The organism is Snodgrassella sp. B3088 (assembly GCF_026535815.1).
GTDB classification, from domain to species: domain Bacteria; phylum Pseudomonadota; class Gammaproteobacteria; order Burkholderiales; family Neisseriaceae; genus Snodgrassella; species Snodgrassella alvi_E.
Map to the genome: position 1 here is coordinate 118,317 of NZ_JAFNPG010000009.1, position 17,190 is coordinate 135,506.

At 44.5% G+C, this 17,190-nt stretch carries 15 protein-coding genes and 1 riboswitch; of the genes, 10 read left to right on the plus strand and 5 right to left on the minus strand.

From position 1 onward, the window contains the following. Positions 1–58 precede the first annotated feature (58 nt). Positions 59–583, plus strand: a complete 525-nt coding sequence (locus tag J3U75_RS07330; protein ID WP_267391277.1) for a hypothetical protein — start codon at positions 59–61, stop codon at positions 581–583. Between the two features lie 260 nt (positions 584–843). On the opposite strand, the gene J3U75_RS07335 is transcribed toward J3U75_RS07330, so the two are convergent. Together J3U75_RS07335 and J3U75_RS07340 are read right to left on the minus strand one after the other, a co-directional pair. Next, positions 844–1,062 (minus strand): hypothetical protein, encoded by a 219-nt coding sequence (locus tag J3U75_RS07335; protein ID WP_100139765.1) that lies wholly within the window; start codon positions 1,060–1,062, stop codon positions 844–846. Then, positions 1,062–1,580: a C40 family peptidase gene (locus tag J3U75_RS07340; protein ID WP_367577800.1), complete on the minus strand. Its 519-nt coding sequence runs from the start codon at positions 1,578–1,580 to the stop codon at positions 1,062–1,064. Before J3U75_RS07340 ends, J3U75_RS07335 begins: the two co-directional genes overlap by 1 nt. Positions 1,581–1,674: 94 nt before the next feature. On the opposite strand from J3U75_RS07340, the gene J3U75_RS07345 reads away from it, so the two are divergent. From J3U75_RS07345 to J3U75_RS07370, 6 genes are all read left to right on the plus strand, one after another. Next, a complete protein-coding gene (locus J3U75_RS07345; RefSeq protein ID WP_267391278.1) occupies positions 1,675–3,339 on the plus strand; it encodes an ABC1 kinase family protein in 1,665 nt (554 codons plus the stop codon). 115 nt (positions 3,340–3,454) lie between these two features. Next, a riboswitch (PreQ1 riboswitch) is annotated at positions 3,455–3,500 on the plus strand. An 86-nt stretch (positions 3,501–3,586) separates the two neighbouring features. Beyond that, positions 3,587–4,009 (plus strand): 6-carboxytetrahydropterin synthase QueD, encoded by a 423-nt coding sequence (gene queD, locus J3U75_RS07350; protein WP_267391279.1) that lies wholly within the window; start codon positions 3,587–3,589, stop codon positions 4,007–4,009. A 2-nt stretch (positions 4,010–4,011) separates the two neighbouring features. Then, positions 4,012–4,626, plus strand: a complete 615-nt coding sequence (locus tag J3U75_RS07355; protein ID WP_267391280.1) for a 7-carboxy-7-deazaguanine synthase QueE — start codon at positions 4,012–4,014, stop codon at positions 4,624–4,626. A 210-nt stretch (positions 4,627–4,836) separates the two neighbouring features. Next, entirely contained in the window at positions 4,837–5,529 is a 693-nt protein-coding gene (locus J3U75_RS07360) for a Bax inhibitor-1 family protein (RefSeq protein ID WP_267391281.1), read from the plus strand. 147 nt (positions 5,530–5,676) lie between these two features. Further along, positions 5,677–6,783 (plus strand): class I SAM-dependent methyltransferase, encoded by a 1,107-nt coding sequence (locus tag J3U75_RS07365; protein ID WP_267391282.1) that lies wholly within the window; start codon positions 5,677–5,679, stop codon positions 6,781–6,783. Between the two features lie 333 nt (positions 6,784–7,116). Beyond that, the gene (locus J3U75_RS07370; RefSeq protein WP_100139759.1) at positions 7,117–7,461 is read left to right on the plus strand and encodes a DMT family protein; all 345 of its coding nucleotides are present in this window, start codon (positions 7,117–7,119) and stop codon (positions 7,459–7,461) included. A gap of 46 nt (positions 7,462–7,507) precedes the next feature. Here the strand turns inward: J3U75_RS07370 and dcd are convergent, their stop codons facing one another. After that, positions 7,508–8,074 carry a dCTP deaminase gene (gene dcd / locus J3U75_RS07375; RefSeq protein ID WP_100139758.1) on the minus strand — a complete coding sequence of 189 codons (567 nt, stop codon included), beginning with the start codon at positions 8,072–8,074 and terminating at the stop codon, positions 7,508–7,510. Between the two features lie 89 nt (positions 8,075–8,163). After that, on the minus strand, positions 8,164–9,066 hold the full coding sequence (locus J3U75_RS07380) for a recombination-associated protein RdgC (RefSeq protein WP_267391284.1): 903 nt from the start codon (positions 9,064–9,066) through the stop codon (positions 8,164–8,166). 411 nt (positions 9,067–9,477) lie between these two features. On the opposite strand from J3U75_RS07380, the gene J3U75_RS07385 reads away from it, so the two are divergent. Genes J3U75_RS07385 through J3U75_RS07395 form a run of 3 tightly spaced genes read left to right on the plus strand, consistent with a single transcriptional unit; the run spans position 9,478 to position 15,438 of the window. After that, positions 9,478–11,880: a TerB N-terminal domain-containing protein gene (locus tag J3U75_RS07385; RefSeq protein WP_267391286.1), complete on the plus strand. Its 2,403-nt coding sequence runs from the start codon at positions 9,478–9,480 to the stop codon at positions 11,878–11,880. Positions 11,881–11,887: 7 nt separating this feature from the next. Then, positions 11,888–13,201, plus strand: a complete 1,314-nt coding sequence (locus J3U75_RS07390) for an ATP-binding protein (protein WP_267391288.1) — start codon at positions 11,888–11,890, stop codon at positions 13,199–13,201. Beyond that, positions 13,201–15,438 (plus strand): DEAD/DEAH box helicase, encoded by a 2,238-nt coding sequence (locus J3U75_RS07395; protein ID WP_267391290.1) that lies wholly within the window; start codon positions 13,201–13,203, stop codon positions 15,436–15,438. The genes J3U75_RS07390 and J3U75_RS07395 overlap by 1 nt, the downstream gene beginning before the upstream one ends. A 28-nt stretch (positions 15,439–15,466) precedes the next feature. Here the strand turns inward: J3U75_RS07395 and J3U75_RS07400 are convergent, their stop codons facing one another. Beyond that, positions 15,467–17,083, minus strand: coding sequence for a phosphoethanolamine transferase (locus tag J3U75_RS07400; protein ID WP_267391291.1), 1,617 nt, complete (start codon positions 17,081–17,083; stop codon positions 15,467–15,469). Between the last annotated feature and the right edge of the window lie 107 nt (positions 17,084–17,190).

The following is a 17,190-nucleotide window of genomic DNA, read 5'->3' on the forward strand; positions in this document are numbered from 1 at the left end:
ATTTTGCGTATAATAACTGCCTTACACCCGACGATATCCCTTAAAGGATTACCACATCATGAGCACAAAACCCACCGCACCCGAAAGCAAAAACAAAAAAAACGCGGTTAAAGCTGGCCTAAGCACCTTCACTAAAATCCTTCTCAGCCTGTTTCTGATTCTGGCTATTTTTGTTGTCTGGTTTGTTTTTCACGCTTGGCAGGTGCTGAACAATGCACCAGATACAGCCGGCTATGCCTCACAGGCTAGTTTTGAAATTCTTACACCCAATGGTGCTCCCGGAAACAACAATACCACGCAATCACCGGTATTTATTCCCAATGCTACTGTCACCACTGCTTCTGACAGTGATAACAATGACAGCGCCTCAGCTCCGCAGACTCCGGCCACACCTATAAAAAATAGCACTAAGCCAAAAGCCAATGCGGACAACGAAGAATTACAGCCACTGGTACCCACCAATGCACCTGCTGCTACCAACAGAGACAACAATCCGGAAACTCCAGCCGCACCAGCTCCTGCACCTAAACCCAAATCATCCAACAACAGTGCCAATGGCAAACCATTAGACAACCTGTTCTGATAACAATCCGGTATAAACAACAATGCCCGTCCTTAAGACGGGCATTGTTGTTTGTCAGCTTACATTGAAAACATGCAATCCAGACACCTGCCTGAGCAGCTACTGCAAAATATCGGCAAGAGCATACATATGTAATGATACATTACATCGCCCATTACCATGTAATTACCGCACACTGAAGCTGCACAAAACACGCCGCTACAACGGAATAAATCGTAATCCTGTATTTAGCTGCCAGCAAAGTTCAGATACAGCTAAACTTATTTCTGATAGGGATTATCCAATGTAGCCATCAATTCAGCCAGATAAGCACGCAGCTGCTTTTCCTGACAACCCATCAGCAATCCATCTTCAAAGGCTTCCTGTGCCAGCTCATAGATTTCTTGCATATTCTGCTGCATTACTTTAATTTTTTCCGTGCAAGAGACCACATTACCGGCATCATCCACCCATCTGGGCATCGGAGGTAAAGGTTTCATCAATGTTTCACCCTGCGCGCCGTGACAAAAGCTTTAGACCAGTACCCCTGCTCAATACTGGTAATTTCGATATTCTTGCCCGTACGAGGCGCGTGAATCATTCTACCATTACCAATATACATACCCACGTGCGAAATCCCACCACCGCCGGGGCTGAAAAAAACCAGATCACCCGGTTGCAGTGCAGCACGGCTTACCACTTCACCAACCGTAGCCATCTGGCGCGAGCTACGCGGCAGCGTCACCCCCATACTGCGGCGGAAAATATATTGCATAAATCCACTGCAATCCAGCCCACTGGTAGGTGAATTACCACCAAAGTGATAGGCTACTCCAAGCAACCCCATCGCATTCATAATCAGGTCACTGGCATCATCACCCGTACGCACGGCTGGTGCTGCTGTTCTGTCACGAATCAGACGCTCCAGTGCAGCATTATCCAGTCCCTCGTCAGGCGCCGCCATCACCGGCGGCACCAAAATGAAACCGGCGCATAGGCATACAGTTGCCGTTTTCATTAATTTTTTTATCCACTTCATGCCAACATTATTCCATCTGTTCATCAAACAATTCTGCTATCCTGTAAGCAGACTTTGTTCGGGACATAATCATATGTTTTCACCCAGCTCATCCCGCATTAGCGACTGGACCCGTATGCGTGAAATTCTTACCATTTTGGCCAAACACGGTCTGGGTGAATTTCTTGTTCGTATCAAACTGCCGATACGCCGGTACAAACATACCGACCCATCGGCTCAGCAGGGCTATCTCAGTACACCGCGGCGCGTGCGCCTTGCCTTTGAAGAGCTGGGACCCACATTCATCAAACTCGGACAAATACTCGCCACCCGTACAGATGTTTTCGGAGAAGAATGGACGGAGGAATTTGCTCAACTCCAAAACAATACCCATCCTCTTCCCATCATAGAAATCAAAAACATCATTCAGGCTCAGCTCAACCAGCCACTGGAAAGCATCTTCAGCCACATATCAGCTCAGCCCATCGGCAGCGCATCCATCGCACAGGTTCACCGAGCCACACTCAGCAGCGGCGAGCAGGTCGCCATCAAAGTGAAACGACCGGGAATAGAATCCACCGTAGCAGCCGATCTGCGTATTCTTAACCACATAGCTCAGCTACTGGAATCAGAAATACCTGAATCCAGACGCTACTATCCGGTACAAATGGTGCAATACTTTGCCCGCTCACTTGAAAAAGAAACAGATCTCACTGCTGAACGTCGCAATATGCAACATTTTGCCCGTCTTTACAACCACCAACAGCAAATCCATATACCGCAAACTTATGCGGCGTATTCTAACCGTCAAATACTGGTACAAGAATATATTGACGATACTTTACTTAAAAATCTTGCTCTCAGCAGCTGGAGCAAAGAACAGCGACGCAAGCTTGCTGCAGCACTGGTTGATATTTTACTCGACATGATATTACAGCACGGCCTGTTTCATGCAGACCCCCACCCCGGTAACATCTTAGTGCGAAACGATGGCCGTATCACCCTAATAGACTTTGGCCTTATCGGCCGCCTAAGCCAGCAGCGCCATCAGGAAATCATCTCCCTTATTCAAGCTCTGCTGGAACGCGACCAGTTTGCTTTACAATATATTCTCTCCAACTGGGCACAGGGCGAACCACTTAACGAAAATCAGCTCGGCAGCGACGTATTCGAAATGCTGCTCAACTATGAACAGCTCAGCAGCGGCGATATCAGCATTAGCCAGATTATCAATGATATCACCTACATCATCCGCGAACACGGCCTCACATTGCCGGCCGACCTAGTAATTTTATTCAAATGCTTAATTACGCTTGATGGCGTCATCAAACAGATAGACGGTGATTTCGAACTTCTTAGCCATGCCCAGAACTCCATTCACAACGTATTACGCCAGCGTTTCAACACCCGCACATTCTGGCGTCACAGCAAAATGCAGCTGCACCTACTCTCACAACTCATAAACAGCCTGCCTCAAAACCTGTTGCAACTAAATAAGCGCATTCAGCATGGCCAACTTCCCGTCAGCATCAATATTCAGCATATCGACAAATTCAACAATCAGCTAGACAAAGTAGCCAACCGGCTAACCATGGGGATCGTTACCGCGGCACTGATTATCGGTTCTTCCATCGTAATGAACATCAACGCCGGTCCAAAAATCTTCGGCTTGTCTTTTTTCGGCCTGATTGGCTATCTGCTCGCATTCAGTAACAGCCTGTGGGTCATCTGGTCTATATGGCGCTCAGGCCGGCACTGACACCCATCTCACCCCAAAGTTACCCTTGTTAAACCCCACCCGTTTCCATTAAAATATATATTCATATAGAAGCAAAGCATCATCAATCTGCATATAGTGTTATTAACAACAGAATAACCACGTGGTTCGCAATCCATCCCACGCAAAAAAACTAGGAGCGTCAATTCACATGTCTCAGCTGAATCCAGCCATATTTTCTGCTCATTACGGTTTTAGTCTTTCAAACAGCCGCTGAAGCAGAAGCAATATGTACAAAATCGCCAAAGAATTCCAATTCGATGCCTGTCATATGCTAGATGGACATAAAGGCAAATGTCATAATCTCCATGGCCACACCTACCGGCTGATAGTCGAAATCAGTGACCAGCTCCGGCCACACGGCTCCAGCAAAGAAATGGTAATGGACTTTGCCGACATTAAAACCATCATCAACCAAAGCATCATCAGCCAGCTTGATCACGCCTACCTGTATGACGCCAGCAATAGCAACGAATGCAAAATAGCCGCCCTGCTACAACAGATGCAACGCAAAGTATTCGCCTTTCCCTGCCGCACCACTGCCGAAGGCATGAGCCGCTTCATCTTCAATCAGCTCTGCGACAAACTACCCGTATCCAAAATCACCCTGTGGGAAACGCCCACATCCTATTGCGAGTATCAGCAAAACTAGACATGACTCAATTCAACATTGTCGAAATTTTCGAATCACTACAAGGCGAAGGCTACAACACTGGCATGCCCGCCATTTTCATCCGTCTGGCAGCCTGCAATCTCAGATGCCCATGGTGCGATACCGACTACATGCACTATCAAAGCATGTCTTTGCAACAAATCCTCAACACCGTCCAACAGTATCAAAGCAAAAACATTATCATCACCGGCGGTGAACCCACCATCAACAAAAAACTACCCCTGCTCTTACAGCAGCTCAAACAATTAGGCTATTACCTTGCCATAGAAAGCAACGGACTAGGAAAGATAGACCCTCAAATAGACTACATCTCACTAAGTCCCAAATTTCACTACCGCCAGCACTATCCGTTTCCAGCTCAGAATCAGGCTGATGAAGTACGCATCGTAGTAGAAGACCATCCCGAATTTCTAGCATTCTGCCTAAAAATCGAACAACACATACAGGCCAGACATTACTTCCTCTCACCCTGCGAACAAAACGGTCGCTTCAACATGCTTACCACTTTGCAAGCATTAGGTCAGCTCAACCAACATCGTCACGACAATAAATGGCTGCTCAGCTTGCAGTCACACAAACTGGCCGATATAGCTTAAATCTTCAACGTATTTTTTATCAAATATCCCAAAAAACATTGAAATTCAGCAAACCAACACAATATCATAAACAAGATAATTTACTTCAAAATTAAAAAATTCAACTTTACTACTTACAATGCAACCACATTGTGCATATATGCCAACAATTGTTACAATATAATCAACCTGAGAAATTATTTACCCACAAAATCACGGAGAATTACACACATGCAACCACGCAACAGCTATGATTTCACTCAGCTTGGACAAGCTAGTGAAAACCCACAAACCGTAGTGCTGCGCAAAGCCTATGCTCTACTTGGTCTCTCATTCCTGCCTTGCGCAGCTGGTGCTTACGCTGGAACATATGTCAATTTCTATGCATTGTTTAGCAATTCTTGGCTATCTGTCGTCGCCTTTTTCATCTTTGCCTACGGCCTCATGTTCGCCATAGAAAAAAACCGTTACAACAACTTGGGTATTGGTTTACTGATGGTATTCACCTTCGGCTTCGGATTTTTCCTTAGCCCCATATTACAATTTGCTCTAGCCTCTAGTATCGGCGGACAAATCGTTGGCATGGCTGCCCTGATGACCGCGGGGGTATTTTTCACTATGGCCACCATAGCACACCGTTCTAAATCAAGCATGAATGGCATTGCCCAGTTTCTGACTGTAGGTGCAGTCGTTCTTATCATCGGCATGATTGTCAACATGTTTATGAACATACCTGCACTTGGATTAACCATAGCAGCTGGTTTTGTTATCTTCAGCTCACTTATTATCATGTGGCAAATCCGTGCCGTCATTGCCGGCGGTGAAGATAGCCCCACCAGCGCAGCCCTAACCCTGTTTATTTCCATTTACAACATTTTTACCAGCCTAATCCAAATTTTGTTGGCCGTAATGGACAATCGCTGATATCACCAACATAACATGAAAAACTGCCTGAATCCCATATCGATTCAGGCAGTTTTGTTTTACCCAGCAAAGCAAAGTTTAAACCTCTCAGAACACACCATTTAACCTAGCATTTTCTTATAATAGACTTTTAAGCACAGAATCAACATGAACCAAACCATACATTGGACAGAACATGGTCAGAGCATGCAAGCCATGTGGGGCGGTGACAGCCGCCATCCGGCACCCACCCAAATTCAGACAATCAGCCAAATCAGTGCAGAACAAGCTTTGCAGCAGATGCGCCAGAATATCGCACTGCTTTGGCGGGGTGATTATCACCAAGGCAAACAGCTACTGGCAGCAATCAAAAAACGTGTACATAGCAAAGCACGCATGCACAACGATTTTCACAAACACCGCCTGCAACAGGCACAACACAGCCGCCTGTTTCAGCAGCTACTTATAGAAATTCAACCAGACGGACAAATATCCAATAATCGTGCACCTAACGTTGCAGGCGCAATCACCGATGTATATGGCAGTCCCAACCACACCAACTTACTTCTCCCCCTTCATTTGCTACTCGGCTACATTGGCGCACATGAATGGCATAAAACAGGCGTCAGCATACCCGCACTCAACGGGCAGAAAATCTATGTTCCCTATGGCGTTTTTTCACCTGTACGTGGTGAATATTTACAACTAGTAGCCGAAGCACACCTGCCTGAGCCCTGCCACAGCGCATGGGATATCGGTACCGGCAGTGGTGTTCTGGCTGCCATACTGGCACAGCGCGGTATAGCTCATATAACTGCCACCGATAACAACCCACGCGCCATAGCATGCGCACAAGCCAACATTCAACGCCTCGGATTAACTGGACAGATTCACATCCAAAACACCAGCCTATTTCCAGATGGCCGCGCCGACCTCATTATTTGCAACCCGCCATGGCTACCTGCCAAAGCAAGCAGCGATATTGAAACTGCCCTTTACGACCCGGCACACCAAATGCTGCAATCCTTTCTCAGTCAGGCACTCAACCACTTGAATTCGAATGGACAGGTATGGCTGATCATGTCCGATATTGCCGAACATCTGGGTTTACGACTTACAGAAGCCTTACCGCAGTGGATACAATCAGCCGGCTTAAAAGTGATACAAAAAACCGATATTCAACCAACACACCCAAAAGCTCACCAGCACCATCTTCCACTAGCCAATGCACGCAACCGCGAAATTACTTCCCTATGGCAGTTATCAGCACAATAACACTGTAACTAAAACGAGAAACAAATTTAACTCAATAGCATAAATTTTAGTGTTTTTAATTTCTCGATTTTAATCTATTTTTATAAACCGCTTTATTTATACCAATCTCTTAGCAAAAACCCAGTTGCACATTAAATCAGAATAAAACCTATTCCGATAACTCAGCAATTGGGTAGCTGCTACTTTTTTACTCAGCAACAGAAAGTTACTAATCCATTATTCCAATCGAGATTACTCTGAGTGAAATTGCTATTCTTTTCTGCAAATCAGCTAAATTCATATTATATTACAGTCAATGTCTTAAATCGTTTTGGATGATCCACCTACACTACTATGCATTATTTAATCGTTATCGGTCTGCTGACTGCTTCCAATCTAGTGATGACAACCGCATGGTACTGGCACATTAAGCCAAGCAATAACATTTTTCCGCTGTGGCAAATTATTCTTATCAGCTGGGGTATTGCACTGTTTGAATATTGTCTAGCAGTGCCCGCGAATCATCTTGGCGCACAATGGGGTATTAAACCTTTTCAGCTAAAGATTATCCAAGAGGTTGTTACACTAGTAGTATTTACACTGTTTGCAATACTGTATTTAAAAGATGAATTCCGCCTAAATTACCTGATCAGTTTTGCATTCATTCTTGGCGCAGTTTATTTTGCTTTTAAACGATAATTTAATAAAAAAGGACGCATCTGCGTCCTTTTTTTAAATTCGCCTATCAGGCCTTCGGCAAAGTCACGCCGGTTTGTCCCATATATTTGCCGGCACGGTCTTTATAAGAAGTAGCGCACTCTTCATCACTTTCAAAAAACAACACTTGCGCTACACCTTCGTTGGCATAAATTTTAGCTGGCAGAGGCGTGGTATTGGAAAACTCCAGAGTGACATAGCCTTCCCACTCCGGTTCAAACGGCGTAACGTTGACGATGATGCCACAACGCGCATAAGTGGATTTACCCAGACACACAGTGAGCACATTGCGCGGAATACGGAAGTATTCCACTGTACGAGCCAGCGCAAATGAATTGGGCGGAATAATGCAGAAATCATCCTCAACGGTAACAAAATTGCGCGTATCAAAATTTTTCGGGTCAACAATGGTGCTGTTAATGTTGGTAAAAATCTTGAATTCACGGGCACAGCGGATATCGTAGCCATAGCTTGAAGTGCCATAGGATATGATTTTTTCACCGTTTACCTGTTTAATCTGGTTCGGTTCAAATGGTTCAATCATGCCATGCTCTTCGCTCATGCGGCAGATCCACTTGTCTGATTTAATACTCATGACGATACCCTTGATAAATTTAGCGCATTATACCGAAGCCTTTGCTGCTGTTGCAGGCCTATTGCGGCAATTTACGCCTGCATATACATTTAATCGGCCATCCAGCCACCAAGATGATGAACCAGCTCAGCCAGCAGATCGCCCAAAGCTTCAGCCATCAGAATTTGTGAAGCAAAAGTTATGCTCTGTATATCATCACCCTGACCAGCTGCTTCTTCTTGAATCACGTCCAGAAACTGGATGCGCTTCAGAGTAAAATCCTGTGTGAGCACAAAGCGCACTCTATCCTGCCAGCTTAGCCCCAGCTGAGTAACGACTTTACCGTTTTTCACCAGATTAACCACTTCTTCGGCAGTCAAATCCTGATGGCTGATGCGCACCACCGGTGCAGCATCACCCAGACCTTTCAGTTCACAATCACTATCGAGCTCAAAATGGCCGGCTGCAGCACCATTCAGCAGCCACTCTGTCATCAGACTGCCCGGCGATTGCTGGGTTCGCGGTAGCCTAGCTTCCAAACCGCCCAATGCATCACGCAATTTGGTAAGCAGCATTTCTGCGCGATTGGTGTTGGCCTGATTAATCAGCAGCAGACCACGCTGCGTATCAATTAACGCTTCTGTTTTGCTGCTTTTGGTAAAGGCACGCGGCAGTAAATCATCTGTGATGGTTTCTTTTAGTTCCATCTTTTCCTTGCGGCCAACATTACGCCCTTCTGCTTCCCGGATTTCACTGATTTTTTCTTCCAAAATATCGCGTACCACTGCAGCCGGTAATACTTTTTCTTCTTTTTTTAATGCTATACGCAAGGTGTTCTGTGCCGGAAACACCATTTCCGGGCTAAATGATACTGGGCTGGCAAATCCGATGCTATCCCAGTCCAGCCCCATACATGGCTTGAATTCAGCTTGAGCGAGTTTGTCTGCCAAAGTTTCCAGAGCCGGTAAATTCTCTTTATTAAGCGGGTAAATAGTTAATTGCTTAAACCACATGCGTTATGTCTTTCACATTCAACTGAGAAAGAGGAGATTATACGGCAGCTTGCACCACAGCGTCCTGAAGCTGGACGCTGATAAGGTAATTAATTTTTAAGGTGTGAACCAGAGCAAAGCGATGCAAATATCAGTCAATAATGTTCGAATATTATTCTGTAGCGCTTCAATTATTAATTTACATTTTTCATGTTTAATTAAAGTTTTGTGTAGATGCAACACTTACTTCCTAAACCATTTTTTTTCCAAATTATAAGAACAATAAACTTGGCGAAGGCATAAATCATGTCGTACTATCAAAAGCATATTTTCTATAAATTTGTCTTTTATGGTTAATTTTATCTGGGTGGTATGGTTGCGGTGATGTAATTTTTTAACCTTTGAATTATAAAGTGGGATGGCGTTTTAAAAATGGCATTTTTAGCTTGTATCGTTGTCGTTATCAGTTTGATTGTGCTTCTATCCAATATAAATAACTCCACGCCCCCAGTATCTCGACCACGTAAACCTCATTCAGATAAGCGTTCTGCTGCCAGAAAATCTTCGGCTGCTAACAAATGTGCTATGCAGACAGAAGAAAGTAATCAGCCGGTACAACAGTCCAGTCAGACTGATGCCAGTGCCGTGATTGAAGAATTACTGACCCAGATTAAAGGTCATAAAAACACCGTTACTCCAGACAGAGATGATGAGCTTACTACTTTTGTTATCAGCTCGGGCAAAGACAAATCGCGAACCACTACCGCTGGTGCAAAAAAAGGCCGGTGGCTAGGAGCATTAGAATCGGTTTCTATTCATAATAGGAAATTATCTAAAGGCTTTATTTTCTATGGACAAAGCCTGAAAGGACTGGATGGTTACAGTTCGGAAGATTGTCTGATCGACCCTAATCTGCCGGCTTTTCTGCCCAGCAACCTGGATAACTGCAAAGAAATTTATTCCGATGCTTCATTGTGCTATTGGCCTAGTTATTCGGGGCTGTCTCAGCAATGCCGAGGAGTTTATCTCGACTGGCTGGCATCAGAACGGACACATCCAAACATGCCAATCGGTTATATATTTCTTTATTTTTTCGGTCTGGAAAGACGTATTCTGGCTTGTAAAAATGCTATTCAATCCATTGATAATCAGGAATATCTCGATATTTTTCATGAAATAGTGCGCTTACGCCGAATTTACAACGGCAATCACTCTTTTAATAATTATTCAGGTAATTTACTAGCCCTGATGATTTATTTGCGGCCTGCTGTCACTAATCACCTGAAAAATGAATTATTTCATTTTTCCAATGAATTATTTTTCAAGTTGATTCTGGCGGTAACGGTAAAAAATGAGAAACCAATAAAAGCCAGTCTGGCTCTGGACTGGGTACGCTATTCCGACGATTATTATTTCAGAACAGCTGCGCGACGCTGTAAAGAAGAATTTCAGCAGCTATTTTATGCCAAATTTAAGGAATATTTTGCCGATGGAATGTTGGTTTGCCCTAATAAAACCAGTTTAAAAATCGAATATCGCGCTGCAAATCGCTCCAGTGGCCTGCATCAATGGAATAATACTGATCTACCTGACCCCAGTATTCTAAAAAAACCCTTAAAAGACTTAATCGCCATTGCAGAACATTGCACCGAACTACTTGGTGAATTCAGCCGCTATTTAGCCAAAGAAAATTCTTCCCGTGACGATTTTGCTGCTTTAATGCTTCTGCCGGATGAATTACTGAATGCTTCTGGTTTCCCTGTACTGAATCAGTTCAAGCAATGGGTAGATACGGTTCTGAACAAGCATAATGGTGTAACCTCCGTACAGGACTTCTGGAAAAATATTCATACCGATTTAAACAAAGCAATCAATAAAAAAGAAAATGAGCTGATGCAGCGGGTAGCAAACAGATTCAAACTAGTGCTTGTGCCAGACAGCCGTGTTCAGCAGATTAAAATCAAACCTGACGGACTAATTGTATTGTATCGGGCACACAATGGTACTGGTTTTCAGCCAAGTAATGAGTTCCGAAATACCGAGCTGCTGCTAAGGCTGGGGGTGCTTGTAGCCAATATTGATGGGGTGGTTCATGCTAAAGAAAAAGAACTTCTCGCACGTTTTATTGATTCGAATGAATCTTTGCAAGATGCAGAAAAACAGTATCTACATGCTTTTCTACTGTGGTGCCTAAATAATACTTATGGAATGCAGGGTTTAAAAGATAAAATCGAGAAACTTGATTCAAACCAGAAAAAAATAATTAGTAACTTGCTAATTTCCATTGCAATAGCTGATGGCGTAATTGAAAACAAGGAAATCAGACAGCTTGAGAAACTTTATACTGCTTTGGGTCTGGACAAATCCACAGTAGCTAGCGATATCCATAATCTATCAGTATCCACTGCTCCGCCTGTAGCCACTCAGCCAACAACAATTTCGAAACAGACCAAACCTGCAGTTGAATCGGAAAATACCCTTTTAGACACAGCTGTGCTCAGACTACATGAAAGCCAGACGAGCGATGTGCAGTCGTTACTGGGCTCTATTTTTAGCTCTGACAATGAAGACGATGAACCCCAGCCTCCTCCACCCGTGCCTCAAAACCAGCATATGCTTGATAATGCTCACCAACAATTGTTCGATAAATTGATTACGCAGGAACATTGGTCACGTAATGAATATATTGGACTGTGTAAAGAGCTTGATTTATTGCCGGACGGAGCCATCGAAACCATCAATGACTGGGCATACGAACGCGTAGAAGCCCCTTTGATTGGGGAAGATGATGATATTTATATTGATTTTGAAATAGTCGCTGAACTACAAGGATAAAATAAAGATGCAAAAGCGAATCAGAGCAAAAGAAAGAGATGCCATCATTCAATCACTGAAAACCGGCGTTACCCCTAAAATCGGCATACAGCATATACAGGTCGGACGCGTGAATGAATTGAAAGCCATGATACAAGATATCAAACGCATCGAGGATGGTGGAGCAGCATTCAGACTGATTATTGGTGATTATGGATCAGGAAAAACTTTTTTTATGAGCGTGGTGCGGGCAATTGCGCTCGAGAACAAATTTGTCACAGTACATGCCGATTTATCTCCTGACCGGCGCCTCCATGCCACCAATGGGCAGGCCAAAAATCTGTACTCTGAGCTCATGATAAACATGGCTACTCGCAATAAACCTGATGGCAATGCTCTGACCAGTGTAGTAGAGAAATTTATCACACAGGTGCAAAAAGAGGCTGATAGCACAGACAGCAGTGTGGAAAAAATTCTGCACCAGAGACTGTCAGCCATTTCGGAAATGGTCGGCGGCTACGATTTTGCCAAAGTTATCGAAGCCTACTGGAAAGCCAGTGAACAGGAAGATGAGCAACTAAAGGCCTGTGCGATTAAGTGGCTGCGCGCTGAATACAATAGCAAAATAGAAGCTCGTAACGATCTGGGTGTCCGAACTATTATTTCGGATGCTTCTTTTTACGACTCCTTGAAAATCATGAGCTTGTTTGTGCGGCAGGCTGGCTACAGCGGACTACTGGTCAATTTAGATGAAATGGTCAATCTGTATAAACTCAACAGTTCACAGGCCAGAAAATCCAATTATGAACAAATATTGCGCATGTTAAATGATTGTTTGCAAGGTAATGCGGAATACATTGGCTTTTTATTAGGTGGCACACCAGAATTCCTGCTAGATCCACGCAAAGGTTTGTATAGCTATGAAGCATTGCAATCACGGCTGGCTGACAATAATTTTGCCAAACAGGCCGGCGTGATTGATTACTCCTCCCCCGCCCTGCATCTGGCCAGCCTCACACCGGAAGAGCTGTACATTTTGCTAAAAAACCTGCGCCATGTTTACGCCTACGGCGACACCAGCAATTATCTAGTACCAGATGAATCATTGCAAACTTTTTTGGTGCATTGCAGCCAAACCATCGGCGACGCTTATTTCCGTACCCCGCGCAATACCATCAAAGCATTTCTAGATATGCTGGCTGTTATTGAACAAAACCCTGATATTTCATGGCAGCAACTGCTTGATTCTGTGGAAGTGGAAGAAGAAAAAGACTCTGATATCGATATGGAGTACACAGAAGATGCACAAGAAGATGACGAACTGACTGATTTCAAACTGTAATGGACAGCTATCAATTACTTAATCATAAAGTAAAAAAATGGATATACCAGCAGGGCTGGCAGAGCCTGCGCGAAATCCAGCAACTAGCCATTCCACCCATTCTGGCCGCCAAGACTGATGTCTTAATCACAGCCTCCACTGCTGCAGGCAAGACAGAAGCAGCTTTTTTACCTGCCTGCAGCCAATGCATGAATATAACAGACAGCATCAGTATTCTATGTATTAGTCCGTTAAAAGCACTGATCAACGACCAGTACCGACGCCTGCACAGTTTGGCAGAAATAGTATCAATGCAGTTGACACCGTGGCATGGCGACATCCCTGCCAGCAAAAAAAACAAACTGAAAAAATCACCATCCGGAATTATTCTGATGACTCCTGAATCGCTGGAAGCACTTCTTATAAATGATTCCGGCTGGTTCCGCACTGCATTTAAGTCACTGCAATATATCATTATCGACGAATTCCATGCTTTTGTCGGGCGTGAGCGAGGGCAGCAATTACTATCCTTGCTCACTCGTGTTGAGCATTTGCTCGGCAAATTACAAACAACAATTCCTCGCATCGCCCTTAGTGCCACGTTAGGCAATATAGAAAGCGTACCTGCATCACTACGCCCCAACCAGCGATTGCAATGCCAGATTATTCGCGAGACACAAGCCCGCTCCCTGATAAAACTGCAGCTCAGAACCTATATAGAACCACAAGAGGCCACCCGTACAAAAGACCTTCCTGACAAAAGCCCCACCTATTCTGCCCTTTCTCAGATGTGCCAAGATCTGTTCCGCTTATGCCGCAACAGCAATCATCTGGTATTTGCTAACACCCGCGCAAATACTGAGTCTGTCGCTGTTAGACTCAGCGATATGTGTGAGCAAAACAATTTGCCCAATGAATTCTTTCCTCACCATGGTTCTTTAGACAAATCATTGCGTGAAACGCTAGAAAAACGTTTACAGCAGGACAAACTGCCCACCACAGCTATCTGCACCTCTACATTGGAGCTGGGGATTGATATCGGTAAAGTCAATTCGGTTATCCAGATAGGTTGTCCCCATTCCGTATCTAGTCTGCGCCAGCGTGTAGGACGCAGCGGCAGGCGTGGTAATGCTGCTGTATTACGCATGCTGATCACTGAACGGGAAGTCACAAAAAAATCAGATATCACGGACTTATTACATCTGGAGCTAATACAGGCACTGGCCATGGTACGCCTGCTAATCAGCAGTAAATGGTTTGAGCCAGCCAATCCCAAATTACTACATTTTTCCACTCTTTTGCACCAGATATTGGCCACACTGGCACAATGGGGAGGTGTCAGAACCGAACAGCTGTATCATATATTATGTAAAGAAGGCCCATTTCAGAACATTACCACCTATCAATTTAAAATCCTGCTCAGCCACATGGGTATACAACAATTGATTACCCAAACACACAACAATATTCTGGTCTTAGGCGTGAATGGCGAAAAACTCGTCAACCACTATACATTTTACAGCGTTTTTCACACTCCCGAAGAATACCGTTTGATAACAGAAAATAAAATTCTTGGTTCCATACCGATGCTAGGATTCCTGACCGTAAATCAAAATATCATTTTCGCCGGACAGCGCTGGCAAATCATTGATATCAACACTGAAGACAAAGTTATTCTGGTTCGGCACACCAAAGCCGGAAATCCCCCCAGATTTGCAAGCAGCAGTCTGAATATCCATGATGCGATTCGAGAAGAAATGTACAAAATATTATGTGCAGAGGATTTCAGAATACCGGTAGGACAGGGAAAAGCAGACTTCACCGACGACACCACAAAAAAAATATTTACAGGAAGCTGTCAAATATTCAAAGCTCTAAAACTGCATAAAGAAAACCTCATCCAGCTTGGTAATAAAGTTTATTTATTTCCATGGAAAGGCGATAAAATCGTCAATACCCTCTTTGCCTTGCTTAAACGTGAAAAACTAGAGCCAGACATAAATGCTGGTTTCATTACCATTCCAAATTCCTCCATTCAGCAAGTAAAAACTATCCTGCAACATCTGGCACAAGCCCAGCAGGATGAAGCGTGGGTACTGGCCGAGCAGGTACCGGAAAGAAAACTGGAAAAATATGATGCGTACTTGCCGGATAACCTCCTATTAATGAGCTATGCCAGTCAGGCCTTTGATACCACTGCAACGCACCAATGGCTACAGCAATTTATCCCCACCCAGCCCGAAACCGACCAAACCTAAACATTTACTATCAACTCAACCGAATCATTTACTCTTTCGACCGGCACTCTGCAAATAAATCAAGCTGTGACTGATATTCATTAGTGTGCACATCCATCAATCCAAGCACTGAGTGAAAAATATTATCGTGTGAGTAGGCCTGCTGCTGAGCATGCCGGCGCAGACAGCCCATATCCAAATGGCTGACACGGGCAAAATCCTGATTAGCCCAAAACACCATCGGCACGTGGGTCTGTTCCGCCGGCGCGATTGCGTATGGTGTGGCATGCAGATACATTCCATTTTCGCCCAAAGATTCACCGTGGTCAGAAAAATACCACATGGCACTGGCCAGTCCCTTTTCCTGCTGCAACAGCTTAATCAATTCAGCCAGCACATGATCCGTATACAGTACCGTATTATCATAAGTATTGCGCAATTCCTCATTACTGCACTGCTGAATCTGATTGGTATCACAGGTAGGCGTAAACCGCCGAAACGCATCTGGATAACGCTGATAATAAGCTGGTCCGTGGCTACCCATGGTATGCAGTACGAGCACGGCATCATCCGGTAAATCAGCAATCGCAGCCCGTAAATTAAGCAACAGGCTCTCATCCAAACACCCATCACCGTTGCATTCCAGATTCGGTGCCCAATCTCGTACATCCACATGGCGGACGCGCTCGCACACCCCTTTACAACCGCCATCATTATCACGCCACAGCACATCCACACCCGCACGCTGCAAAACATCCAATAAACCTTCCTGATGTTTAGCCAAATTGGCTTTATAGTGCTGACGTGGCATATTGGAAAACAGGCATGGTAAAGATATCGCCGTTGCCGTACCACAAGAAGTGACTTGCGGAAAATTAATTACTTGCTCTCCCATCGCCGCCAGCTCCGGCGTAGTCTGGCGCTGATAACCATTCAGGCCCCAGCTTTGTGCACGCGTGGTTTCTCCCATCACCACCACAAGCAACCGCTTCGGCCCCTGTTGCTGATGACGGGCATCCAGCCCAATTTTCTGTAACGGCTGGTGCGCATCATAAGCGTTATAAGCGGTTTTCAATGCCGCACCCACAATATTTGTTGGCACAATCAGATGATTCACAGCCTTATTATTACGAAAAAAAGAAATATAGCTACCATATGCCAGAAAAATAATCGCTGCCACCATAGCCAGAGAACCACCCATCACCAACAAACGCCCACCTAGCTCACGAAACCAAGGACGAGCATAGCCAATCTTTATCCCCCAGCAATACCACTGTGCCGGTAACAAACCCGTTATCCCCAGCCACATCCAAAATTGTGGCGTCAACCAAGCTCCAGCCTCACCAACATTAGTCTGAATAATATTTTGCAGCATATTCGCATCAAAATAAATATTCTGCATCATTACCGCATAGCTTACTGCCGAACCTAGTAGCAGCAACAAAGGCACCATCACCCGATGCAAATAAGGCCAAAACAGCAATTGCATACAGAAATTCATCGCCGCCAGCAGAAAAAAGGGTATAGTTAACCATAATATGATGTTGTGATTAAAACTAACATGCTGCACCAGATATTTCCAGAAGCCGAAATTCAAAACTACAGAAATATAAACACTCAGCAATAACACCGTTCGATTACTGCTCAAAACCCATTTAGACTGCATTTGCTAGCCCCTGTTAACCAAACAGTGGCAAGTGTAAAAAAACAGCCTTAAGTGAAGCTTAAGGTAAACCGTACCCACACCCCATAGCGATGTGATACGGTATAGAA